General features: G+C 52.3%; 22 protein-coding genes. 14 read left to right on the plus strand and 8 right to left on the minus strand.

Going from position 1 to position 24,191, the window contains the following annotated elements; translation table 11 throughout:
- Window positions 1-15: 15 nt before the first annotated feature.
- The gene (gene flhA / locus M2406_RS06455) at window positions 16-2,082 is read left to right on the plus strand and encodes a formate hydrogenlyase transcriptional activator FlhA (protein ID WP_259189327.1); all 2,067 of its coding nucleotides are present in this window, start codon (window positions 16-18) and stop codon (window positions 2,080-2,082) included.
- A 74-nt stretch (window positions 2,083-2,156) separates the two neighbouring features.
- Here the strand turns inward: flhA and M2406_RS06460 are convergent, their stop codons facing one another.
- Both M2406_RS06460 and M2406_RS06465 read right to left on the minus strand, forming a co-directional pair.
- Window positions 2,157-2,390 (minus strand): hypothetical protein, encoded by a 234-nt coding sequence (locus M2406_RS06460; protein ID WP_223272844.1) that lies wholly within the window; start codon window positions 2,388-2,390, stop codon window positions 2,157-2,159.
- A 2-nt stretch (window positions 2,391-2,392) separates the two neighbouring features.
- Window positions 2,393-3,367 (minus strand): hypothetical protein, encoded by a 975-nt coding sequence (locus M2406_RS06465; protein ID WP_259189328.1) that lies wholly within the window; start codon window positions 3,365-3,367, stop codon window positions 2,393-2,395.
- Window positions 3,368-3,605: 238 nt separating this feature from the next.
- Here M2406_RS06465 and M2406_RS06470 point away from each other — a divergent pair, with 238 nt between their 5' ends.
- The 5 genes from M2406_RS06470 to M2406_RS06490 all read left to right on the plus strand — a co-directional run bounded on the left by M2406_RS06470 (window position 3,606) and on the right by M2406_RS06490 (window position 8,216).
- Window positions 3,606-5,099, plus strand: a complete 1,494-nt coding sequence (locus M2406_RS06470) for a helix-turn-helix transcriptional regulator (protein WP_259189329.1) — start codon at window positions 3,606-3,608, stop codon at window positions 5,097-5,099.
- Window positions 5,100-5,270: 171 nt separating this feature from the next.
- Window positions 5,271-6,245: a Dyp-type peroxidase gene (locus tag M2406_RS06475; protein WP_112362844.1), complete on the plus strand. Its 975-nt coding sequence runs from the start codon at window positions 5,271-5,273 to the stop codon at window positions 6,243-6,245.
- 121 nt (window positions 6,246-6,366) lie between these two features.
- Window positions 6,367-6,684: a cupin domain-containing protein gene (locus M2406_RS06480; protein WP_012145173.1), complete on the plus strand. Its 318-nt coding sequence runs from the start codon at window positions 6,367-6,369 to the stop codon at window positions 6,682-6,684.
- A gap of 371 nt (window positions 6,685-7,055) precedes the next feature.
- Complete coding sequence (locus tag M2406_RS06485; RefSeq protein WP_012145174.1) at window positions 7,056-7,580, plus strand: heme-binding protein; 525 nt, start codon at window positions 7,056-7,058, stop codon at window positions 7,578-7,580.
- A gap of 246 nt (window positions 7,581-7,826) precedes the next feature.
- Window positions 7,827-8,216, plus strand: coding sequence for a nuclear transport factor 2 family protein (locus M2406_RS06490; RefSeq protein ID WP_259189333.1), 390 nt, complete (start codon window positions 7,827-7,829; stop codon window positions 8,214-8,216).
- A 248-nt stretch (window positions 8,217-8,464) separates the two neighbouring features.
- On the opposite strand, the gene M2406_RS06495 is transcribed toward M2406_RS06490, so the two are convergent.
- A complete protein-coding gene (locus M2406_RS06495) occupies window positions 8,465-8,905 on the minus strand; it encodes an NUDIX hydrolase (protein WP_259189334.1) in 441 nt (146 codons plus the stop codon).
- Between the two features lie 150 nt (window positions 8,906-9,055).
- Between M2406_RS06495 and M2406_RS06500 the strand changes: the two genes are divergently transcribed.
- A complete protein-coding gene (locus M2406_RS06500; RefSeq protein ID WP_259189335.1) occupies window positions 9,056-10,111 on the plus strand; it encodes an FAD-binding oxidoreductase in 1,056 nt (351 codons plus the stop codon).
- Between the two features lie 52 nt (window positions 10,112-10,163).
- Here M2406_RS06500 and dsdX read toward each other — a convergent pair whose 3' ends face one another.
- Entirely contained in the window at window positions 10,164-11,501 is a 1,338-nt protein-coding gene (gene dsdX / locus M2406_RS06505) for a D-serine transporter DsdX (protein ID WP_115184657.1), read from the minus strand.
- Window positions 11,502-11,707: 206 nt separating this feature from the next.
- Between dsdX and dsdC the strand changes: the two genes are divergently transcribed.
- On the plus strand, window positions 11,708-12,643 hold the full coding sequence (gene dsdC / locus M2406_RS06510; RefSeq protein WP_259189337.1) for a DNA-binding transcriptional regulator DsdC: 936 nt from the start codon (window positions 11,708-11,710) through the stop codon (window positions 12,641-12,643).
- Here dsdC and M2406_RS06515 read toward each other — a convergent pair.
- Window positions 12,603-13,568 (minus strand): 2-hydroxyacid dehydrogenase, encoded by a 966-nt coding sequence (locus tag M2406_RS06515; RefSeq protein WP_259189340.1) that lies wholly within the window; start codon window positions 13,566-13,568, stop codon window positions 12,603-12,605. The two genes, dsdC and M2406_RS06515, sit on opposite strands and share 41 nt — an antisense overlap.
- 411 nt (window positions 13,569-13,979) lie before the next feature.
- On the opposite strand from M2406_RS06515, the gene M2406_RS06520 reads away from it, so the two are divergent.
- Both M2406_RS06520 and M2406_RS06525 read left to right on the plus strand, forming a co-directional pair.
- Complete coding sequence (locus M2406_RS06520; protein WP_405050617.1) at window positions 13,980-14,378, plus strand: DUF2946 domain-containing protein; 399 nt, start codon at window positions 13,980-13,982, stop codon at window positions 14,376-14,378.
- A 243-nt stretch (window positions 14,379-14,621) separates the two neighbouring features.
- A complete protein-coding gene (locus M2406_RS06525; protein WP_331251174.1) occupies window positions 14,622-16,679 on the plus strand; it encodes a TonB-dependent copper receptor in 2,058 nt (685 codons plus the stop codon).
- A 75-nt stretch (window positions 16,680-16,754) separates the two neighbouring features.
- On the opposite strand, the gene M2406_RS06530 is transcribed toward M2406_RS06525, so the two are convergent.
- On the minus strand, window positions 16,755-17,642 hold the full coding sequence (locus tag M2406_RS06530) for a LysR family transcriptional regulator (RefSeq protein ID WP_017892867.1): 888 nt from the start codon (window positions 17,640-17,642) through the stop codon (window positions 16,755-16,757).
- Window positions 17,643-17,873: 231 nt separating this feature from the next.
- Between M2406_RS06530 and M2406_RS06535 the strand changes: the two genes are divergently transcribed.
- The 3 genes from M2406_RS06535 to tehA all read left to right on the plus strand — a co-directional run bounded on the left by M2406_RS06535 (window position 17,874) and on the right by tehA (window position 21,239).
- Window positions 17,874-19,070, plus strand: a complete 1,197-nt coding sequence (locus M2406_RS06535) for an MFS transporter (RefSeq protein ID WP_012145184.1) — start codon at window positions 17,874-17,876, stop codon at window positions 19,068-19,070.
- A gap of 25 nt (window positions 19,071-19,095) precedes the next feature.
- Complete coding sequence (locus tag M2406_RS06540) at window positions 19,096-20,109, plus strand: alpha/beta hydrolase (RefSeq protein WP_012145185.1); 1,014 nt, start codon at window positions 19,096-19,098, stop codon at window positions 20,107-20,109.
- Between the two features lie 146 nt (window positions 20,110-20,255).
- Window positions 20,256-21,239: a dicarboxylate transporter/tellurite-resistance protein TehA gene (gene tehA, locus M2406_RS06545; RefSeq protein WP_129939687.1), complete on the plus strand. Its 984-nt coding sequence runs from the start codon at window positions 20,256-20,258 to the stop codon at window positions 21,237-21,239.
- A 3-nt stretch (window positions 21,240-21,242) separates the two neighbouring features.
- Here tehA and M2406_RS06550 read toward each other — a convergent pair whose 3' ends face one another.
- Window positions 21,243-22,139 carry a LysR family transcriptional regulator gene (locus M2406_RS06550; RefSeq protein WP_012145187.1) on the minus strand — a complete coding sequence of 299 codons (897 nt, stop codon included), beginning with the start codon at window positions 22,137-22,139 and terminating at the stop codon, window positions 21,243-21,245.
- An 86-nt stretch (window positions 22,140-22,225) separates the two neighbouring features.
- Here M2406_RS06550 and M2406_RS06555 point away from each other — a divergent pair, with 86 nt between their 5' ends.
- Window positions 22,226-23,002 carry an NAD(P)H-dependent oxidoreductase gene (locus M2406_RS06555; RefSeq protein WP_259189343.1) on the plus strand — a complete coding sequence of 259 codons (777 nt, stop codon included), beginning with the start codon at window positions 22,226-22,228 and terminating at the stop codon, window positions 23,000-23,002.
- 178 nt (window positions 23,003-23,180) lie between these two features.
- Here M2406_RS06555 and M2406_RS06560 read toward each other — a convergent pair whose 3' ends face one another.
- Entirely contained in the window at window positions 23,181-24,146 is a 966-nt protein-coding gene (locus tag M2406_RS06560) for a helix-turn-helix domain-containing GNAT family N-acetyltransferase (RefSeq protein WP_259189344.1), read from the minus strand.
- Between the last annotated feature and the right edge of the window lie 45 nt (window positions 24,147-24,191).

Here is a 24,191-nt window from a genome sequence, read left to right on the forward strand (position 1 = left end):
GGCAAGTGATAAACAATGTCGAATGCTCAATTAGAAAAACAAGAATTACTGGAAACGACCCGCACGCTGCTCAGTCAGCACAGCTTCGCCGATTTGTTACGGCAACTGCGCCAGGTGCTGCAACGTCAGCAACTGGCAGACCATGTGACGCTGGTGCTGTTTGATTTGCACAGTGAGCGGGTCAGCTTTCATGGGCTGGATGCGCAGCGGCAGCCGGTCATCTATCAGGATGAGACTTTGCTGGCCAATGGGCCGGTGAGCCGGCTGCGACAAAGCCCGTTGCCGCAGCGCTGGCAGAGTGAGGATCTGCATACGCGTTACCCGCAAATCAACGCCCTGGCACTGTATCTGCCGTTTAACCAATATTGCCTGATGCCGCTACACGCAGGCGGTAGCCTGATCGGCGGTTGTGAACTGTTACGCAGTAGTTCGCAACCCTTCAGTGATGCCAGTCTGGTGCAGTTGCAGACCCTGATGGAATTGGTTGCGCTGGCGGTGGAACAGATCAGGTTGCGTGAGCAGGCGGAAAACCGCCAACGTCAGTTATGCCATGAGCGTGACGATTACCGCGTTTTGGTCGATGTCACCAACGCAGTGTTATCGAAACTCGATCTGGATGATTTGATTGGCGAAATATCTACCGAGATCCACCGTTTTTTCAAGATCGATGCCATCAGCATGGTGCTATGCGTCGATAAAACCGATCGGGTGACCATCTATTCCACCCACTATTTGCAAGACGACGTGGTTGAACGTCAGCAGTACAGCGTGGCACTGGCCGGTACCTTATCCGAACAGGTGATGCAGAGCGGGGAAATGCTGCTACTCAATCTGAAGCATTCCGATCGTCTGGCCGCTTATGAACGCCAACTGTTCGATCTCTGGCAGGATCAAATCCAAACGCTGTGCCTCTTGCCGCTGGTGTTTGGCAACAAGACCCTGGGCGTATTGAAGCTGGCGCAATGTCAGCCGGACAACTTCAACGCCGCCAATCTGCGGGTGTTGCAACAGATCGCCGAGCGTATCGCCATCGCGGTGGACAACGCGTTGGCCTACCAGGAAATCAGCCGCCTCAAAGAGAGCCTGGTGCATGAAAACCTCTATCTGACCGAGCAAATCAACGGCAACAACCCGGACTTTGGTGAGATTGTCGGGCGCAGCGTGGTGATGTCTGCGGTGCTCAAACAGGTTGAAATGGTAGCGAAAAGCGACTGTTCGGTGCTGATCCTCGGTGAAACCGGCACCGGTAAAGAGTTGATTGCCCGCGCTATTCACAACCTGAGCGAGCGACGTGACCAGCGCATGGTGAAAATGAACTGTGCGGTGATGCCGACCGGGCTGTTGGAAAGCGATCTGTTTGGTCATGAAAAAGGCTCTTTCACCGGCGCAACCAACCAGCGGATGGGGCGCTTTGAACTGGCGGATAAAGGAACGCTGTTTCTGGATGAAGTGGGTGAAATCCCGGTGGAACTGCAGCCTAAACTGCTACGAGTGCTGCAGGAAAGGGAGTTTGAACGGGTAGGCGGCAACAAGGTGATTTCGGTGGATGTGCGCCTGATTGCCGCCACCAATCGCGATCTGCAGCAAATGGTGGCCGACCGAGAGTTTCGCAGTGACCTTTTTTACCGGCTGAACGTGTTCCCGATCGTCATCCCACCATTGCGTGAACGGCCGGAAGATATCCCGCAATTGGTGAAGTTTCTCACCTACAAAATCGCGCGTCGGATGAAGCGCACCATCGACAGCATTCCGGCGGAGACGCTGCGCCTGCTGAGTCAAATGCCCTGGCCGGGCAATGTACGCGAGCTGGAGAATGTCATCGAACGGGCAGTATTGCTGACCCGTGGCACGGTACTTAACCTGGAGTTGCCGGAGCTGCGCTATCCGGTGCCGTCGATGGCCTTACCCTTGCCCTCGGCAGAGCCTGTCCAGGCGGGTGAGGACGATCGCGAGCGGATTATCCGCGTATTGAAAGAAACCAACGGTGTGGTTGCCGGTCCACGTGGCGCCGCACAGCGTCTGGGTATCAAGCGCACTACGCTGCTTTCACGCATGAAAAAGTGGGGGATTGCGGTCAGGTAATTGGCATCAGAGAATTAAAAGGCCCGAGTCCGGTGGTGTATCCGGCTCGGGCCTGGCGGGTCACTTAATTTGAATTAAGTTATCGCGTTATCCATCTCCAGCGGTTTTTGCTTGCTCAACAGATGCAGCAGTAAAGACACCCGCCGCTCTGTCCGCTCCGGCGTGTCCGGCGGCAAGTTATAACGCAGGGTATAGCGCTCGTTTTTTTCATTGTAGAAATCGATGGTAAGCACCGGTACTGAAGCCCCCACGACTTTACGATAATTTAATGAGATAGATGACAGCTCTCGCTTTATGGAAACGTCCATCTTCATTCGCTCACAACAAGAGTACGACGCGTTGACAGCGCAATACGCCCGATAGCAAAACTAAGGCCAGCCCCCAACAGCAGCATCAGCAAGGAGCCCCAGGCGGCACGGGATACCTGTTTGGCCGCAACGTCAGCCGCTTCACGCGCTTTCTGTTCGGCCTGAGCCTTAAGTTGTTCGACTTTTTGCACCGCCTGCTGATAAGCCTGGGCGTAATTGTCGACAATTTGGCTCGCCTCTGCGTGGCTCTTGCCGGTACGTGCGGCGACGATGTTCACCAGCGCGTCTTTATCCGCCGCGTTCAGGGTAGGTTCACCGGATTGCTTAACGCGCTCGAACCATTGCTTAAGCTCCGCTGCCGCCTGTGCCGGGTCGCTAGCCGCATCGGTCGCCGACTGCTTGCCATCCGCACCGGCCTGCTCGGTTTTTTGTTGCAGTTTGGACGGGTCTAATTCAGCCTTGCCGGTTTGCTTGAGCGTGGTAGCCAACTGATTTTGCAGGTCATCCCAATCCAGACTGATGCCTTTTTTATCAAGTTGCTGTTTTACGCTGTCACCAATGCCCGGCGCTGCCGCCGCCACACCGTTACCCGCCAGAGATAACCCCTTGCCAACCGCACTGCCGGCCAGACCGACCACGCCGCTCGCCAATGAAATAACCAGCCAGGTGGCCAGCAAGGTTGTGACCGCCCAGCTCAACAGGCCATGCAAGCCACCGCGGTTGGGGGCCGTTCGGCCGGCGACAAAGGCACCGGCGGCCAGGGAGAGCAAGGTGGTGACGAACAGCCAGATGCCGGTCCCCACGCCGAAGCCACTCAGGGGATTGCCTGCGTGCAACGGATCCACGGCCGATGCGCCGACAGCAGTACCCAGTACACTCAATATCAGATAGGTCACCAGCGCCATGGCACTCCCGGCCAATATTGAGCCCCATGAAACGTTAAACGCCAGGCGATTGGATTCATAGACAGTGGTCATTGTTATTCCTTATATTTACTGGACAAGTGGTTGTACGCGCAGCACTCCGCTGCACCGACAGAATCAGTCTGCCGCTGTGCACCACTGAACGTCCCGGTTCATTTGCACCCATGGAGCTAGTGCATTCACACCCCGCGAATGAACTACTTAAGCACTATGCTAGTGGGGAAGTCGTGTCATTGTCAGGCGCCCCGATCGCCGCCCGGTGGCCTGAGACCTTTTGTCTTATGGAGAAATAATGAGCCAGTCCGTTCTTGCCAGCGAAACCAACCGTAGCCAACTACAACAGATCATCTCGGGACTGACCGAAGGGGTGATCCTGACTGAAGTCGACCGGACCATTCTGTGGGCCAATGAGGCCGCACTGAGCATGCATGGGTTGACCAAGCTGAGTGAGTTGGGTGCCAATGCCCAGGAGTATGAAGAGCGTTTTGCCTTGCGTTATCGCAACAATCATCCTTTGAGTTCAGAGCAATATCCGCTTAACCGGGTGGCTGCTGGCGAGGAGTTCAACGACGTGCTGGTCGAGGTACGGCCCGTTGGCGAGCCGGATTTTCTCTGGGTTCACCGTTTACGCAGCCTGACGATCACTGACGCCAAAGGGCAGCCCGAGCTGCTGGTATTGATCCTGAGTGACGCCACTGAGTGGGCCAGCGCCGAAGAGCGCTTTGAAAAAACCTTTAATGCCAATCCGGCGCCTGCGGTGATCTGTAGCCTGAGCGACCTGCGTTACATCAAGGTTAACCAGGGGTTCCTCGATATGACCGGCTATAGCCGCGATCAGGTTATGGGTAACTCGGTCTACGCGCTGGATGTGCTGGAGCAAGCGGAACATAAGGATCTGGCGGTGCAGCGCTTGAGCGAAGGGGCAACCATTCCGCAGATGCAGGCCGAGTTAAAACTGCCGGCCGGAGGAACCAAACTGGTGATCGTCGCCGGTCAGCCGCTGGATATTAATGAAGTCGATTGCATGCTGTTCACCTTCACTGACCTTGAGCCCCGCCGTAAGGCCGAGTCGGCGCTGCGCGAGAGTGAAGAGCGGTTCGCCAAGTCCTTTCGTTTGAGCCCGGTTCCCACGCTGGTGTGCACGGCGGACAAGCAGCAGGTGCTGGATATTAACGAAGCCTTTATGAAGACCACCGGTTACCTCGCTAAGGAGCTGATTGGCAAGAGGGTCGAGGATATCAATGTCATCGACGGGCAGGGGGAATGTCGGCGCTTGTTTACCTCACTGGGAAAAACCGGCAACGTAGAAAGTCAGGACCTTAAACTCCGCAAGAAGGGCAATGAAGTGCTCGACTGCGTGGTATCTGCTGATGCCGTGAGTATTCATGACGTCCCCTGTTACCTGTTGGTCATGATGGACATTACCGAGCGCAAACGTTCGGAACTGGAGTTGGTTTCCGCCATCGAGGAAGTGATGCAGGACGCTTCCTGGTTCAGTCAGACGCTGCTCGAGAAACTGGCCAATGTGAAAAGTATCAATAAGCCCAATCTGTCCGGATTTTCCTTCACCGATCTTACCGCCCGTGAGCGCGATGTGTTGGGGTTAATCTGCGAGGGCCTTCCAGACAAGAAAATCGCCACGCGACTCAATCTTGCCCCCAATACCGTGCGCAATCATGTGGCGATGGTTTACTCCAAACTCGACGTACACAGCCGTAGCGAAGCCATTGTCTGGGCCAGAGAGCGGGGGTTGTTTGCCGGTGAGCGGCAGTCTAAAAAGGGATGATAGGGTACGAATGTACTGGATATCGCCCGTATTTTGCGGGCATTTTTGCTATTACCGCCAATCAATTTGTTACTCAATGTCAATGGCATCCGCAGGGATATACTTGGCTATGCGGCGTCTTCGACGCTAAGATAAATACCCTTGATTACTCACCCATTAGGGGAGATTTTCGTGAGCCAAGAATCATCTTCACCACTGTCGTTGGCGCAACGCGCGCTGGAGACCGAACCCCAATACATTGATGCACCCATGACGGCCGCAGCCGCCTTTCTTATCCTCAAGATCAACGACGATAGTGCATCTCTCGCCACCGCCCGAGCCGTGATCGCCAGTACCGAAGATCTAATTAAAAATGTCCAGATACGATCCATCGATGTCAGCTTCACCTGCAACGTCGGTATTTCACATCGCGTCTGGGAGAGCCTTAGCGGAAAACCCGCGCCCAAAGAGCTGACGCCGTTTAAGGAAATAAAAGGCGCCAAGCATACGGCCGTGGCCACCTCCGGCGATTTGCTGTACCACGTGCGCGCAGGTGCGACAGATTTAATCATTGAGTTCGAGAAAATCCTGCTGGAAGCCTTTGGCGATTCGATCACTGTTGTCGATGAAGTTGCGGGATTCCGTTATTTCGACGGGCGCGACCTGCTGGAGTTTGTCGATGGTACCGCGAACCCGGTGGGTCTGGCTTTACCACAGGCGACAATCGTTGGTGATGAGGATCCTGACTATGCGGGTGGCAGCTATGTGGTGATACAAAAATACTTGCACAATATGGCCGCCTGGCGTGCACAGAAGGTGGAAACTCAGGAAGCCATTATCGGGCGCACCAAGTTTGATAACGTCGAGTTACCGGATGCGACAGAGGGACAAAAATCACATAAGACTCTGTGTACTATTGAGGACGAGCAGGGTGAACACGACATTTTACGAGATAATATGCCCTTTGCCTCACCGGGCCGTGGTGAATACGGCACCTATTTTATCGGCTATTCACGCCATCTCTGGGTGATTGAGAAGATGCTTGAGCGTATGTTCATTGGCAATCCAGCCCCTCTGCATGACCGGATCCTTGATTTCTCCACGGCCGTAGCCGGCGTTAACTTCTTTGTCCCTGCACGGAAGTTCTTGAGCGATCTGGCTGATTGAGTTCGCAAAAGTGAGTTTTTGCGTATGAGGCATACGTCCTATATATTTATTAACAGGCCCATAGGCCGTTAGGGAATTGTGATACTTGATCCAACTAATCACCGATTACTAGGAAGCTATCATGCATAAAAGAACACTGGCGACACTGCACTACGAGAAAATGCCTTACGATGGAGTGTATTACCATATCTTGAAACGTGAGGCGCAGGGGCACACGGCGCTGTTGAAACTTGATGCTGGCAGCCACCAGTCAGCCAGAATGCATCCGGGCTGGGTCAAACTGATGGTCCTGTCGGGTGAGCTGAAAATTGGCGATCAGACTCTACAGGCTCATGAGATGTTGATGATCCCGGCCAAAACCGCCTACACGGTGGATGCCATCACTGAAGTATTCTGCCTGGCCATCTCTGAACTGGACGGAGTGGAACTGGCCCGCTAGAGAAGGTTCACGGCATATTGTTCCGGCGGGCGTCTGAGATATGCTCCCCGGAACACCCCCCTGGTTTTTCCCGACGAACATCTGAGGAAATAACTGGCAGGGGACCTGTTATTTATATCCAATTTATTAAAAAATATATTTACAATACATTAAATAAGGCTTACGCACCTTTAATGTAAATTTGTTTAAATATCCGCGCTTGAAAATAATTTGTTGAAAGCTATTTTTCTCATGAAGAATTATATTGCACTCAATATATTACCAATTCCAGAAAAACAAACATTAATTTAACTGTTAACACTATAACCACCCCCTCAGGTGAATGGTGTGTAAAATAACTACAAATTTCAAACTTTTACCAACGGGTCATTATGAAAATTCCATTTAAACTTTTTACCTTTTTTGTAGCCAGCATTATCTCATTGAACTGTGGGCTAGCAATGGCTCAAAGTAACGTTGAACGTAAGGAAACAATGAAAGATAGCCCATTGAATCAATTATCCATTACTTCACAAACAGCGAAAAAGATGGCCTTGGCTGCTGAAGATGCAGCACGAAAGGAAAATTTTTCGATAGTTGTAAGTATTGTGGATAATAATGGAAATCTCAAATATTTCAATAGAATGGATGAGACCAGCGTTGGCAGTATTGAAGTCTCACAACTGAAAGCTTTAACCTCTGCTAAATTCCCAGTTTCTTCTAAGGTGCTTGCTGAGCGAAGCGCTAAACTACCTGGAAATCCCTACTCATCCATTCCTGGAATGTTATTATTAGAAGGTGGTTTGCCTATATTCAACAAGGCGGGAAAACATATTGGGGGCATAGGCATCAGTGGCGCTACTCCTGAATTGGACGCCAAGTTTGCTCAGGCCGGCGTTGATAGCTTCGCTGAATAAATACTTCCAGGCTGTAAGGATCCATTCTTCATTCCAGCACAATGCCGCTATAGAGTTGAATGGACCGATCCCAACGGGCCGACGATTTGGTTGGCCGTTCATTACGCTGAGCAATAAATCGCTACCGGGCGATAAATCAGAAGCGTTAACGCCAAATTTCATGGTGCGTTTTGAAGGATTCTGCAGGGGCCAATGCTGCCAATTTTTTTCAGATTTCACGTAGCGCGATCAAAAAAGGAGGGCGTTTTGACCGATTCGACACAGCTATTGGCATTAATCCAATCCCTGGAAGTTAAGCTGCATTTGCCGGTAACGAGAAACAACGTCGCTGTGGTCAGCGAGTTGCTGCATGACGATTTTGAAGAGATTGGGCGTTCAGGGCATTACTATGACAAACAGCAAACCCTGGCGGCACTTCAAATCGAAAGTGGTCAGACACCGATTTTTTCCGAAGGCTTTAAGCTGGCCATCATTACCGAAGGTGCGGTGTTGCTGACGTACCGTAGTTTTCAACAGGGTGACGATGGTGGCGTTACTCGATGTACATTGCGATCGTCGATCTGGTTGTTATCTGCAAATGACAATGGCGGTCAATGGCAGATGCGTTTTCATCAGGGCACACCGACTAATTGTTGACACAGGTGATGTTGAGCCACAAACCAACAATCACCAATGAACAGACAAGAACCGGTAAAGAGAAAGGCGAGGTGAGTTATGGACAGGATAGACAGTCCGGTGCGTGGCCATAAATGCAATTTAACATAATATACATTATGCGCACCATGGTAACTGTACGTAGAATCTGAGCTTCTGGCTTTTATCATGGCCTTATCAAGATATCTCTAAGTTGGTTGGCCGCCAGCCCACCGGATGAATTTCTACGGCTAAATCGACTCGAGTATCTCAACTATGTTTTCTGGATAGACAATCTCATCCGTTGTTCTTAACTCTTCGACACTCCACCAGTGATACTCGCTGATGACACGCTTTTCTTCACCGCTCCAACGGTCAGTGTTGATCTCGCGATATCTCACTCGCACAACGTAAAACTTTTCCTGCGCTTCAACCATCTCGCCATTCGGCAACATCATCTCAAAGTTTCTTTGCGCCACACACTGGCCAACTTCATTGCACACAATGCCCGTTTCTTCCTGTAGCTCTCTAACAGCCGCTTGTTTATAGGACTCACCTTGTTCAACACCGCCGCCTGGTGTTGCCCAATATGATTGTCCCGACAACGCGCCAGAGCTGTGCGTGAATTTAAACAACAAAACCTGTCCTGAAGGTTCAGTAATCAACAGCCTGGATGCTGGTCGCGTTCGCACTTTATTTCCTTCCCTATATGAGAAACTGAGATCTGAAGCCCTGGCCATTATCATGGGAAAAGCTCCCTTTGCTATCAAGTCCAAAATACCTCTGCACGATTGGGCTATTCTATGGGATAGTCAGCCCAGTTTGTATACAGGGAACTCAGGATGTGTACCACAGAGAAACATATAATTGTTATCGGCGCGGGAATTATGGGGGCATCAATAGCCTATCATTTGGCAAGCCGCGGGATAAAAGTGACGGTCATTGATAAAAACCAACCTTCTTCTGGCGCTACCGGCAGCTCTTTTGGCTGGATCCACACGACAGTAAGTGATGATGCACCTGATGCTTTTCTTCGCCGCGCATCGGTGGCCGATTGGCAGCGACTGGAAAAAGAAATCCCGGAGCTTTGGGTGAATTGGACTGGTGCACTAAGTTATGACGATGAATCGCTGGAAAGTCAGCCCAATGAAAACCTGCTTCAACAACCCGAGATATCCAGGCTTGAACCCGCGTTTAACAACCCGCCACGGCGTGCATATTATGCGGTTTATGATGGTGCTGTCGACCCCATCGATGCCACGCACACCCTGCTGGAAAAGGCTTGTAGCTTGGGCGCTACGCTGAAAATTCAAACGCCGGTCATCGGTTTTCTCCAAAATGGCAACCATGTTACCGGCATCCAAACCCCGGAGGGCGTATTAAATGCGGATGCGGTTATCCTGGCCTGCGGAACAGGTATAACTCCCCTACTTGCTACCATTGGGATCCCGTTGCCGATCCTGGCGTCACCAGCAATTCTGTTACGGTTCGGCACCGAAAAGCATTTAATTAACACCCTGATTTCAGGTCATGATGTAGAAGCCCGGCATGCCCGTAACGGTGATATTTTGGCTGCGGAAGACTTTCCGCTATCGGGCAATACCGATAATGTCGCCGCTGAGACCCTGGCAGCGATGAAATCAGGATTGAACGGCGCAGCTTCGCTGCACTTACTGAGCCAATCGGTGGGACAGCGCCCAGTGCCGGAAGATGGATGTCCGGTCATCGGATTTGTCGGCGAGAGGCCTGGAGTTTATGTTGCCGTCATGCATCCGGCGGTTACCTGTGCGGCTACCCTGGGCAGAATGGTCAGTGAAGAGCTGATCAGCGGTAATAACCCGGAAATACCTGCAATTTATCGTCCTCGCCGCATCACTTCTGACCCAAAACAATCTTAATAACGGCAATCGTCGCAGGACTTCACCTGGCGACGATTACCGATGAAGATACTCAAATAATGTATGAAAGCAGGAAGGTCATGCCCAGCGCCAATACCGAAGCGATAAAGGTGGCCGTAGTGTAATACTTGAAGGTTTCATTCAGCGTCGCTCCACAATATTGCTTCACCAACCAGAACAGTGAATCCGTCACTATGGTGCAGCCAATAGCACCAGAACCGATGGCAATGGTCACGATCTCTGGGCTGACATTGGGATAAAGCGACAACATCGGCGCAACTATCGCCGTAGCGCCCATCATGGCTACGGTGGCGGAACCCACGGCAGCATGCAGAATAAGCGCGACCAGCCAGGCTAACAGAATAGGATGCATATGCAGGTTTGACAGCATCAGCGCCAGGGTATCGGCCAGGCCACTGGTCTTCAAAATACTGTTAAATGCTCCGCCGGCACCGATGATCAACAAGATATTGGCAATGGAGGAGAAACCGGACTCAGTATGGCTCAACAGCGCGCTCATCCCCATATGACGACGAATACCGAGAACGTAGTAAGCCACAAACACAGCAATAAACATGGCAATGATCGGGTTACCGATAAACTCCATAGCGGCAAATAAGCGCCCTTCTTTATTCAGATTCAGCTCAGCGACCGTTTTGACCAGCATCAGCACTATGGGCAGTAAAACCGTAAACAGCGTTGCTCCCAGTGATGGCAGTGAATGTTCTTCTCGCACGGCCAGATTGGAGAACTCAGGCGGTACCGCTTTAAACGGCAAGCGTTTACCCAGCAATTTCAGGAACAGTGGACCACCTACCAGTGACGCCGTCAGCCCGACGAACAGGCCATAAACAATCACCGTGCCCACATCGGCTCCCAGCTTGTTGGTTACAAATAACGCTGCGGGATGAGGGGGAACCACACAGTGCACCGCCATCAATGCGGTACACAAAGGAATGGCCAGCTTGAGTAATGAAGTCCCGGTTTTTCTGGCGATGGAGAAAGCCAATGGGATCAACAGAACTACGCCCACTTCAACAAACAGCGTGATACCGCAAACCAAGCCGACCAGCACCATAATCACGTCGACAGACAACCAGCGGCAGCGTTGCAACGCAATACCAATGCGCTCTGCCGCGCCGGAGACCTCCATCATTTTCCCCAGAATGGTCCCCAGCCCAATGATCGCTGCCAAAAAACCTAGCGTACTGCCGATGCCGTTTTCGATGGCATTGACCATATCAATCGGGCCCATCCCCATCATGCTGCCGACAAAGAAGCTTGCTAACAGTAACGCCAAAAAAGGGTGAAACTTAAACTTCACGATGGTCAAAATGATGATCGCGATACTGGCGATCAGCGTGCCGGCAACCCAAACTTGCGAATCCATAGCCCATACCCCCGTCATAAACTGACTGTCATTGGACAGGAAAACGACGATCGGTGACAAACGATAAAAATCCGCTTTCACATGAGTGAAACAGAATCAAACGAGTGACTTACGCCAAAAAATGGTGCAGTTTAGCGACATGGGTCAACTTTACTCACCAAGCTGGTGTGTAAATCGCAGATATTTTTAAATTTTCTGGGGGGATTATGACGGTAAATCTAACGGGGCCACATCGCTCACTGAATGGTTGGCAGTTATCGCGGTTATTTACCTTTGAAGTGGCTGCGCGGCATGAGTCTTTCGCCATGGCGGCCGATGAGCTTTCTGTCAGCCCCAGCGCCGTCAGCCATAATATTAACCAGCTTGAAGCCAATCTGGGTATCCAGCTGTTTGTCCGCTCTCACCGTAAGGTGGAACTCACAACCGAAGGCAAACGGGTTTTTTGGGCGCTAAAATCTTCACTTGGCACCCTGAATCAGGAGATTCTGGATATCAAGAATCAGGCGCTATCAGGTTCATTAACAATTTACTCCCGCCCCTCCATTGCTCAGTGCTGGATCGTGCCGGCGTTGGCGGATTTCTCACGCCGATACCCCGCCATTAATCTGACCATTCTGACCGGCAATGAATATGTGAACTTCCAACGCGCCGGCATTGATCTGGCGGTTTACTTTGACGCCACCCCGTCATCGCAGCTTCATTATCAATACCTGATGGATGAAGCGATCATCCCGGTATGTAGCCCGGAGTACGCCAGTCAATTTGAGCTGGCCAACTTTCCCGGCAACCTCTCCCACTGCACCCTGCTCCACGATCGACAAGCCTGGAGCTATGATTCCGGTACCGATGAGTGGCACAGTTGGGCTCAGCATTTCGGTGTCAATCTGGATACCTCTCCGGGTATAGGTTTTGATCGTTCCGATCTGGCCGTTACGGCAGCCATCAATCATGTTGGCGTGGCTATGGGCCGCAAACGGTTGATCCACAAACGGCTTAACTCTGGTGAACTGGTGGCACCATTCCCGAAAATGGAGCTGAAATGTGACCAGCACTACTATGTATCGACACTTTCCGACCGCCAGTGGCCGAAGATTGACGCCTTCATTGCTTGGTTAAAAGCCCTGGGGGAACAACCGGCGTAAGCACCGATTCCCCAGAGAAATGCGCATTGAGATTGTCGAGTACCAACTGCACCGTTGCCGCTATCGCCTCCGGGGAACGCCCGGCGATATGCGGCGTTAGAATCACATTGGCAAGTTGGATTAATTCCGGGGGTACTGCGGGTTCCCCTTCTACCACATCCAGGGCCGCACCGGCGATGAGATGATGCTCCAGAGCATCGATAAGTGCCAGCGTATCCACCACGCTGCCTCGCGCGATATTGATCAGAAACCCATTTGGGCCAAGGGTAGTCAGTACCTCCGCATCCACGATATGGCGGGTTGCTATGCCGCCTGGAGTGGCTATCACCATAAAGTCCGCCCATTCGGCCAGGGCGGCGGCCGTAGGAATATAAAGATAAGGCGTATCGGCACGCGGCATGCGGTTGTGATAAGCCACCGACATGCCAAAACCCATCTCCCCACGGCGGGCAATCTGCATACCGATATTCCCGAGGCCGAGAATGCCCAATTTCTTACCGGAGACCATCGGCCGAACTTGCCGTGCCTGCTGCCATTCCCCTCGGCGCACTGCCGTATCGGCCTGTGGGATCCCGCGGGCAATAGCCATCAACAGTGCAATGGCGTGATCGGCCACCGAAGCATCATTGGTGCCTGGGCCATGAGTCACAATGATGCCACGGGCCTGAGCCGCAACAATATCGACATTTTCATAACCGGCACCTTGGGCGCAGATAATCTCCAACCCCGGCAATATGGCGATTTCGTCGGCGTGAAGTCCGGTTGAACCGTTGGTGAGTACGGCTTTTACTTTGACGATGTCGTCTGGCCTTTGCGCCGTCCAGACCGCTATCGATGTAGTGATGTGTACGCAAAACCCCGCCAGCTCGAAGTGCTGCCAATATTCAGGTGCCAGCTCGATAATGATCAACAAATGAGGATTCATGGGTAACACTCCATAAGGTGGCCATGATCAGCATAGCGCAACCCTCTCAGTGTCTCAGGGCGGAAAATGCGGATGTTCGAAGGTAATGTTGTGCGCTGATTTTTAGCCTGTCCATGATATTTACGCTGTAATATTCAGCAGTCCGGATATAACACTACCTTTACTGCCGGTATTATTTTCCGTCAGAACCAAGATATATCTCAATGGTTAAATTGGTTGAGAATGTGAGACAAACGGCAATTCACTTTATCAATAGGCTAACCTCGGATAAAATGTTTTAACATTTGCCAGATAAAACAGTACAATTCCGTCCGTTAATTTCGCACTATTTTTAGGATATATGTGTCGTTAATTAGGACTGCCACATCGCGAAGCCGTCTCCCCGCCTGTCTGGGGATTTTTGCGATACTGATGTTGTTCATTGCCCCGGTGATCTCCCGATCGCTGGAGCATGCGCGCGTCGGGCAGTCTGAAACCGCCAGTATGGCAGACTGCGGTATGGATATGTCGGCACATATGCATCATCCGCCACCGTCAGCACCGAGCGGTAAGGCCAGCCAACCCGGTATGCCAATGGGCATGCAGACCGGCAGCCACAATATGGCGATGATGATGGATGACAGCGCCTGCGGTTACTGTGTGCTGCTGATCCATGTGCCGCTGTTGGATCTGTCCTATTCGCCGTTGTTCTGGTCTGGTTCGTTGCTGTCCCGTGCTCCACCAGCGCATTATATCTTCCCGTTATTCGTCCATCTGACCTACTCCGAGTCACAACCTCGCGCACCACCAGCATCACTTCCTCTGATTTAAAAGTTAATAGACTGCAGCCAAATTATTCCTGTTGAGATAATTCAATCAGGAGGTTGACGCACGCCTGTCAAATTTACTGCTGCAGATCATTATTTATCGCAACTCGACTGGCGTTATTAATCCGTCATGGCGAGAACGACCCTCTATTTACGGCGGCATGATGCTCCGGGCATCACTGCGTCTAAATAATAACCGGTCGTGATGTGAAAATACGTTTAGCGTCAAAATTTGCATTAAGGAACGATGATGTTCGGTAAAACCAAAAATTATAAAAAACACCCTCTGTCACTGCATATTACTGCGGCGATGCCCTTGTTTGCTCTGGTGGCCTTTAACGGCCATGCCGCAGAACAGCATCAGCATGATGTTGCCGTCAAAACCAATGACGGTGACGTCATTACCGTGACTGCGCCACTCTATTCACCGATGACCATAGTGACGTCCCCTAAAACACCGCGTCAGCCGGTGCCGGCCAGCGATGGTTCTGATTATCTGAAAACCATTCCAGGCTTCTCGCAAATCCGTAACGGCGGCACCAATGGCGATCCGGTGTTTCGCGGCATGTTTGGCTCACGACTGAAAATTCTGACCGACGGCGGCGAAATGTTGGGTGCCTGTCCGGCAAGGATGGACGCCCCTACTTCCTATATCTCGCCGGAAAGTTATGATCTGCTGACCATCACCAAAGGCCCGCAGACGGTGCTCTGGGGGCCAGGTTCCTCAGCGGGAACGGTACGTTTCGAACGTGAGCGTCCGCGCTTTGAACAGCCCGGCATCAAGGGCAATGCCAGCGTATTGGCCGGTTCTAACGGTCGCTGGGATGAAAATATCGATGCCAGTCTGGGGGGCGAACAAGGCTATTTACGCCTGATGGGCAACAAATCGCGCTCCAACGACTATAAGGATGGCAATGGCGACCGCGTACCATCACGCTGGGATAAATGGAATGGTGATTTGGCGCTGGGCTGGACGCCAGACAGCGATACTCTGTTGGAAGTGACCATGGGCCGGGGTAATGGTGAGGCACGTTATGCCGGGCGCAGCATGGACGGTTCACAGTTCAAGCGTGAAAGTCTGGGCATGCGGTTTGAAAAATCCAACATTGGTGAGGTGCTGGATAAACTTGAAGCTCAGGTTTATTACAACTACGCCAACCATATTATGGATAACGTCACCCTTCGCTCCCCCGGTCAGGGTGGCATGGCGATGGGGCATATGGGCATGGGTCATATGAATATGGGGATGACGATGCAACTGGATCGCCGCACCGTCGGCGGGCGCGTCATGGGTACCTGGCTATGGCAAGATTTCAAGTTGGAAAGCGGTATGGATACGCAAACCAACACTCACCGCAATAGACAGGGTGACGGCTGGCAGAAAGATGCGCAATTTCATAACTACGGTGCTTTTGGCGAGCTGACCTGGACCGCGACCGAACAAAGCAAGGTGATCAGCGGTGCGCGCCTCGATCGCAGCCTGGTGGATAACTATCAATCGGCTAATGAGCGTGAACGTTCCGATACCCTGCCTAGCGGTTTTACGCGCATTGAGCATACGCTTGCCGGCATGCCGCTGATGGTTTACGCCGGGATTGGCTATACCGAACGCTTCCCTGACTACTGGGAACTGTTCTCCCCGACTTTGGGGCCGAACGGCAGTAAAAGCCCGTTTGATAGCGTGAAAAGTGAAAAGACCACGCAAATAGATATCGGCGCTCAATACACCGATAAACGCTTTAACAGCTGGGTGTCCGCGTACCTGGGTCATGTGAATGACTTTATCCTGTTCAAATACGATCCACACCATGCTCGTATCAGTCAGGCCGATAACGTGAACGCCACGATTATGGGCGGTGAAATGGGCATGGGTTACCAACTTACCGAGCACTGGAAAACCGATGCCAGCCTGGCCTATGCCTGGGGTAAAAATACCACTGACCACCAGCCACTGCCGCAAATACCGCCGCTGGAAGCACGCTTAGGTTTAACCTACGAACGTGGCGACTGGAGCAGCACCGGCCTTTGGCGTCTGGTCAGTAGCCAGCACCGTGTGGCGATCAATCAGGGTAACGTGGTGGGTAAAGACTTTGCCGACAGTCCGGGCTTTGGCGTGCTTTCCGCCAATGTGGCCTACAAGGTCACTCCGCAGGTCAAACTCAGCACCGGCCTGGATAACATCTTCAACAAAACCTACAGCGAGCATCTCAATCTGGCTGGCAACAGCACCTTCGGTTATTCATCGAATACTTCGGTAAATGAGCCAGGGCGCACCCTCTGGGCCAAGGTCAACGTCACCTTCTAACTAAACGGAGCCGGGTGGTGATTATCATCGCCCGGCAAAGATTTTTGCCCAAGTGACTTGGGCGGGTCTGCATTTTCACCCTACCCGAAGCGCTTCAACAACCAATGAGAACGCTGGGGAAGGCTGTTTACGACTGGGATAATACAAGTAGTAGCCAGGAAACGGCTTACACCATGGCTCCAGTACGCGAATCAGACGCCCGTCTTCAATATGCTTTCCAAATTCTTCTTCTGGCAAAAATGCAATCCCCAGCCCTGCAAGCGCGGCATCAACAATATGTACAGAAGTATTGAAAATGAGTTGTCCGCTGACGCGCACATTAAGATCCCCACCATCCTGATCAAAATCCCAGACATACAGCCCGCCAGACCTGACCATTCGCTGATTTATGCACAGGTGTTGCGTCAATTCGTGGGGGGTATTGGGGATCGGGTAACGTGAAAAGTAGTCCGGTGCTGCCACTGCAGCCATGCGTAATTTGGGGCCAATCGGAACGGCTATCATGTCTTTATCAATGGTGTCACCCAGCCGAACGCCCGCATCAAAACGGTCTGCCACAATGTCGCGGAAACCATGATTGGCGTCGAATTCGATATTTATGTCCGGGTACTCTCGCAACAGGGGCGCCAGTTTTGGCAACAGCGTGCTGTGTAAAACGTCTGGCCCGCAGGTGATGCGGACCCTACCCGCCGGCTTATCGCGCAGCTCCGTCAGCATATCCAGCTCGGCTTCAATCTCATCGATACGATTGCCTATAGCCAGTAACAATCGTTCTCCAGCGGAAGTCGGTGACACACTACGGGTGGTACGCGTCAGCAGGCGAATTTGCATCCGTTCTTCAAGTGCGGAAATTGCCTGGCTCAGAGCCGGTTGAGTGACGCCCAATTGTGCCGCCGCGCGGGTAAAGCTGCTTTCACGTGCGACCGTAACAAAATAAAGCAGGTCATTCAGGTTGCGTTTCATCTGGTCTAGCCACCCTATTAATAAGCATTGGTTATAAAGTCATTAAGTATTCATTAGCTAGTTATTTTGCACCCTGCATGTAAAATTTTCAGCAAGAGTTTCTTAAGCGATGGCGGATAAATGCCGTTGCCATTTCATCTTTCATTCACCTTTTCTGACGTTATTCCTGCCAATAGCGTACGGCCCCGGCTTGCCTAAACACAGGCGGGGATTATTCGGAGTCAGCAGTTTATGCCCAGATCGTCGAGTGACACACCACTTCACAATGAGCGCGCGTACTGGAGCGGCGTATTCGCCATGACATTGTGCGTCTTCACCTTAATTGCTTCGGAATTTATGCCAGTCAGCCTACTGACACCAATATCCGCGGACCTGGCCGTGAGTGAGGGACTGGTTGGTCAGGGGATCGCTATTTCCGGACTTTTTGCCGTATTGACGAGTCTCTCCATTTCTACGCTGGCTGGGGCTGCGAATCGCAAAATCTTGCTGTTGGGTATGACGGCTTTGATGGCGCTTTCCGGAGCCATCATAGCGTTAGCGCCCAGCTATTTTATTTACATGGCTGGCCGAGCCCTGATTGGAATTGCTATTGGTGGCTTCTGGTCACTATCGGCTGCCACGGCTATTCGCCTGGTTCCGCAACATCGGGTACCTCGCGCACTGGCTATTTTTAATGGGGGCAACGCGCTGGCCACTGTTATAGCCGCTCCATTGGGGAGTTATCTGGGTTCTGTCATCGGCTGGCGTGGCGCATTCTTTTGCATTGTGCCGGTCGCGGTAATTGCTTTTATTTGGCAGTTGTTCAGCTTGCCGGCCATGACTACGGATAAAGACGCCAAGCGTAGCGGCACTGTATTTCGCCTTTTTGCCAATCCGTTGGTGACCCTTGGCCTTGCCGCCTGTGGATTGTTCTTTATGGGCCAGTTTTCTTTGTTTACCTATTTGCGTCCGTTTCTTGAAACGGTAACACGGGTGGATATCACCACGCTGTCGCTCATTTTGCTGACCATCGGGGTTGCGGGCTTTATCGGTACTTTGCTGATTGGCATTTTCTTGAAATCCACCTTCTATCTGACGTTGATCGCCATCCCATTGCTGATGGCTGCCATAGCCGGAGCGCTGATCGCTTTTGGCCACAGCGTCTGGATTGTCACACTGCTGCTGGGTTTATGGGGGTTGTTCGCTACGGCTGCTCCGACCGGTTGGTGGACCTGGATCGCCAGAACATTGCCTGATGATGCGGAAGCCGGCGGTGGGTTGATGGTTGCCATAGTGCAGCTGTCAATCGCACTGGGATCCACCCTCGGTGGTTTCGCATTTGATCATAGCGGTTATCAAAGCACTTTCACCATCAGCATCGTTTTATTAGTGATCGCGGCTGCCCTGACTTTATGGACGTCACGTAAAGATCTCTACCAAACCAATTGAGGATTATTCAGTGAGAACATTAACCATGTTATTGGGGCTGTTAATCAGCTCGTTTGCTGCCACAGGAGCCGATATGTCTAACGGAGCAGATAACTTTTACCAAAGCAATAAAGTCACCCAACAAAAGGTGACCTTTAAAAACCAGTACCAGATGAATGTGGTCGGCAACCTGTTTATGCCGAAAGGAATGGAGCAGAACGCTAAAAACCCGGCTATCGTTGTTGGTCATCCTATGGGGGCGGTAAAAGAACAAAGTTCAAACTTATATGCTCAGAAACTGGCGGAACAAGGGTTTGTGACGCTGGCAATTGATCTGTCCTTCTGGGGTGAGAGCGATGGCAAACCCGGTCATCTGATTTCTCCGGAAATTTACGCGGATGACTTTAGTGCTGCCGTCGATTATCTGAGTACTCAGCCTTACGTGGATGCGGAGAAAATTGGCGTGTTGGGTATCTGCGGTAGCGGGAGCTTTGTCATCAGTGCGGCCAAAATTGACCCGAGAATGAAAGCCATTGCCACTGTCAGCATGTATGACATGGGGTCTGTTTTCCGTAATGGTCTTCATCATTCGGTTACGTCAGAACAGCGTAAAGCCTTGATTAAATCGGCTACCGAACAGCGCTTTGTTGAGTCTAAAGGCGGTGATATCGCCTATATCCCAGGGACCGTGAACCAACTGGATGATTCAACATCTGCGATTCAGAGAGAATTCTTCGATTTTTACCGTACATCGCGTGGCGGCTACACGCCAAAAGGCGAGCAAGAAGAACTGACGACCAAACCCATGTTGAGCAGCATTGGGAAGTTTATGAACTTCTACCCGTTCAATGATATTGAAACGATCTCGCCACGCCCGATGCTGTTCATCACCGGCAGTCAGGCGCATTCGAAAGAATTTAGCGAAGATGCTTACCAAGGTGCCGGACAACCGAAAGAGTTGTACATCGTCCCAGGCGCAGGCCATGTCGATCTGTACGACCGTACCGACCTGATCCCTTTTGCCAAGCTGACGTCGTTCTTTAAAACCAACCTGAAATAACCTTTTATGCCGCATCCTCAGGGATGTGGCTAATTTTGCCCCCTGGCAAAGCCCCTTTTGAGCCTGTTCTCACTCCCTAAGTATTATTGCTTCCCCACCCCAAACTCGCTAAGATCGCTTAAAATATATTTAAAAAAATAAACAAAATGAATAAACCTATTTTAAACGATGCACCGCGTTTCCTCGATTTGCCTGCCGGCTACTTTGGTATGGTATTGGGTATCATTGGCTCGGGTTTTGGTTGGCGTTATGCCGCCACTATCCTGCCCGTCTCCTCAATGATTGGCGAGGCGCTGATCGTCATCGCCATCGGCATTTGGTTTTTGCTGGCCTGCGCATTTTTATACCGCCTACTGCGTTTTCCCCACAGCGTGAAAGCAGAAATAGAGCATCCACTGATGAGCAGTTATGTCAGTTTGCTCCCGGCCACCACCATCCTGGTCGCCATTGGTGTGGTGCCCTGGTGGCGTTCACTGGCCGTTGCGATATTCACCCTGGGGGCCGTGGCACAACTGAGCTATGCCGCCTGGCAAAGTGCCGGTTTGTGGCGCGGGGCTCATCCTGCTGAAGCCACCACGCCCGGGCTCTATTTGCCAACGGTCGCCAACAACTTTATCAGCTGCATGGCCTGCGGTGCATTAGGTTATCAGGATCTGGGCCTGCTGTTTCTGGGGGCGGGGATCCTTTCCTGGCTGAGTCTGGAGCCGTCCATTTTGCAGCGGTTGCGTAGCCAGGGTGAAATGCCAACACCGGTTCGTCTTTCCCTCGGGATCCAGTTGGCCCCGGCTCTGGTGGCCTGCAGCGCCTGGCTGGCGATTAATGGGGGGGAAGCGGACGTACTGGCCAAAATGCTTTTCGGCTACGGCCTGCTGCAACTGTTGTTTATCGTGCGTCTGCTTCCCTGGTATCTGAAAGGTCCCTTCAATGTCTCGTTCTGGAGCTTCTCATTCGGACTTTCTGCCCTGGCGACCACCGCGCTGCATCTGGGGCATGCAAGCCAGGAGGGAATATTGTCTGCGCTTGCATTACCTCTTTTTGTCTTCAGCAACGTGCTGATTGGCCTGCTGTTTGTGCGTACGCTGATGTTGTTGCTTCAGGGTAAATTACTGAAATACAGCAGGCATCCCTGAACTTCAGCCAACCGAGGCAACAATATGCTCACGTAGCCATTGATGTGCCGGATCACGATGGGAACGCTCATGCCACAACATGGTCATTTCGAACCCAGGCACTTGAAGCGGCGGTTCAACCACCTGCAGCGCATTGTTGTTACGTACCAGCCGCGATGGCAACATCGCCACCAGATCTGAATTTGCCAGCACCGACATCACAAACAGAAAATGTGGTACGGAAAGCACCACTCGCCGGGTTAAACCGGCTTCTGCCAGTACCTTGTCGGTGATGCCGAAAAACCCTCCGCCGTCCGGTGATACCATCACATGTTCCAACTCGCAAAACTGGGCCAGCGACGGCGGGTTTTGCAAGCCAGGGTGCCCCGCACGCCCGACCAGCACATAGCGTTCACTAAACAAAATGCGCTGACGCAAGTTGGGCGGTGAACCTTCGCGAGTATGAAAGGCCAGGTCTATCTCGCCCTGCTCGGCCTGTTTGGCAATGCGTGAGGGCACGGTTTCTATCACTGCCAGGCGGCTGTGCGGTGCCGCAGCCCGCAACCCCATCAGCGCCGGTTGAACGATGGTCGACTCACCGTAGTCGAATGCCGCCACACGCCAGGTATTATCGGCCACTCTGGGATCAAAAGGTTCTGATGGTGATACCGCAAGCTCCAACGCCTCGAGTGCCAGCCGCAGTGGTTCACGTAATTCGTCACCACGCGCAGTCGGTCGCATCCCGCGTGGTCCCGGCATCAACAAAGGGTCGTGAAAGATGTCCCTGAGTTTGGCAAGATGCACACTGACCGCAGGCTGCGACAGGTTTAATCGCTGTGCCGTCCGGGTCACATTGTGCTCGGCCAGCAAGGTGTCCAACGTCACCAACAAATTGAGATCCAGGCGCCTGATATTATTCATGGTAATACCTGTAATATTAGAAATTCATTTCTAGTATACCTGATAAGCGCCTACCCTGACTTCCATCAACTAATGGAGGTCACGCTATGAATGTTTTACTGGTCTATGCTCACCCTGAACCGCAGTCTTTAAATGGCTCCCTTAAGGATTTATCGGTCCAACGTTTGAAAGCTGCCGGGCACCAGATACAGGTTTCCGATCTGTATGCCATGCAATGGAAAGCCACGCTCGATGCCAATGACAGCAGGGTTCCCCCGCTAGGTTCGCGCTTTGATCCCTCACTCGATTCCCAGCATGCCTTTACCAACGGGTTACAGAGCCAGGACATTGAGCTGGAGCAGGAAAAACTACGCTGGGCGGATACGGTCATTTTGCAGTTTCCCCTGTGGTGGTTTTCGATGCCGGCAATCCTTAAAGGCTGGGTTGAACGCGTCTATGCCTACGGATTTGCCTATGGTGTCGGGGAACACTCTGACTCACGCTGGGGTGATCGTTATGGCGAAGGCACCCTGGCGGGGAAACGGGCAATGCTGATTGTTACCACCGGTGGTTGGGAATCTCATTACGCTGCGCGCGGTATCAATGGCCCGATCGATGACATCCTGTTCCCTATCCAGCATGGCATCCTGCATTACCCCGGTTTCGAGGTGCTACCCCCCTTTGTCATCTATCGTACCGGCCGAATGGATGAAACACGTTTTACCGAGATCGGTAACGCCCTGGGGCAACGGCTGGACGACCTGGCGCATACCGCACCGATCCCCTTCCGCCGACAAAATGCGGGCGAATACGAGATCCCGGCATTAACCCTGAAACCCGATATTGCCCCCGGCCGGGGTGGTTTTGGTGCACATATAGAATAACGATAAGGCCCGGTTTACCGGGCCAGTTGCAAGATTACTTCTCTAGCGGATACTCGCCCAGTCACCAGAAACCTCGGAGGTAACCCCCATATTATTGGATTTCATAATCTGTGCGTGTTCCGCCTCTACTTTCTTCGGCCCTCAGTCGGGCTTGATGAGTATCTCGAAACCAAATACGTCAACCTCGGGCAACTTGAGGGCGAATAAATAGCTGTTCGGTCATCAATTGACCCCATTGTGTGCCCGGCTGCTCTTCTGCCAGCGTAAAACCGACGCTTTCATACAGATGCCGGGCCGCATCCAGCCCTTTGAAGGTCCACAAATGGGTTTCATCAAAGCCGTGTTCATCACAAAAACTGACCGCCCGGTTCAGCAGTTGGCGGCCTACGCCGCTGCCGCGCAGGCAGTCATCAATAATAAAGGTGCGCAAATGGGCACGATTTTCACCCAAGGACTCCCCATCGATTGAAACCGAACCGACAATGCGGCCGTCGCTCAATGCAGACCAGGTCTGGTTTAGCGGATGCGACAGCCGCCCGGCCAGATCGGCAAGCGCTGCGCCGACGGCAGCTTCAAAAAAGGCACCAAACCCCACCGCGCGCGAATAATATTGCATGTGCATTTCCAGCGTTCTGCCGGTAAATCCAGGCAGATAACCGCTGACAATATCGATTGCTGGCGCCGAGAACGACGCTTCTCCCAAACGGTGTGCGCGTAACGCCGCAGCATAATTCTGCAGGCCCTCGGCAATGCCGGCGCTGGCGCCAGGCGGCAGTTTATCCAGCGCATTAAGAACCTGATGCTCGGCAAAACGGTTAATCCCAGCCAGAGTCTGTCGTCCTTTATCCGTTAACCGCAGGATTTTTTCCCTGGCATCGCGCTCACTGGGAAAAGTCACTAGTTCTCCGGTTTTGATCAGTTTGTTAAGCATGCGGCTAACGCTGGATTTTTCCAGGTTGAGCACGCTGCAAAGCTCCGCCGCGGTATCGACATGGCGATCGCCGATTTCAATCAACGCATGTACCGCCGACGGCGGTAAATCTGTGCCGGCAAGGGTATTGCCCATAAAGCCCAGCTCACGTACCAGATGGCGTGACGCATCCCGGATCGGTTGTAAATACCGGCTCGGTTGGGGGGTTGGCATGATGGCGACTCCGATATAGTTGTACTAAGCAACTATATCGGAACC

This window comes from Serratia sp. BIGb0163, assembly GCF_024809935.1.
Classification (GTDB): Bacteria; Pseudomonadota; Gammaproteobacteria; order Enterobacterales; family Enterobacteriaceae; genus Serratia; species Serratia quinivorans.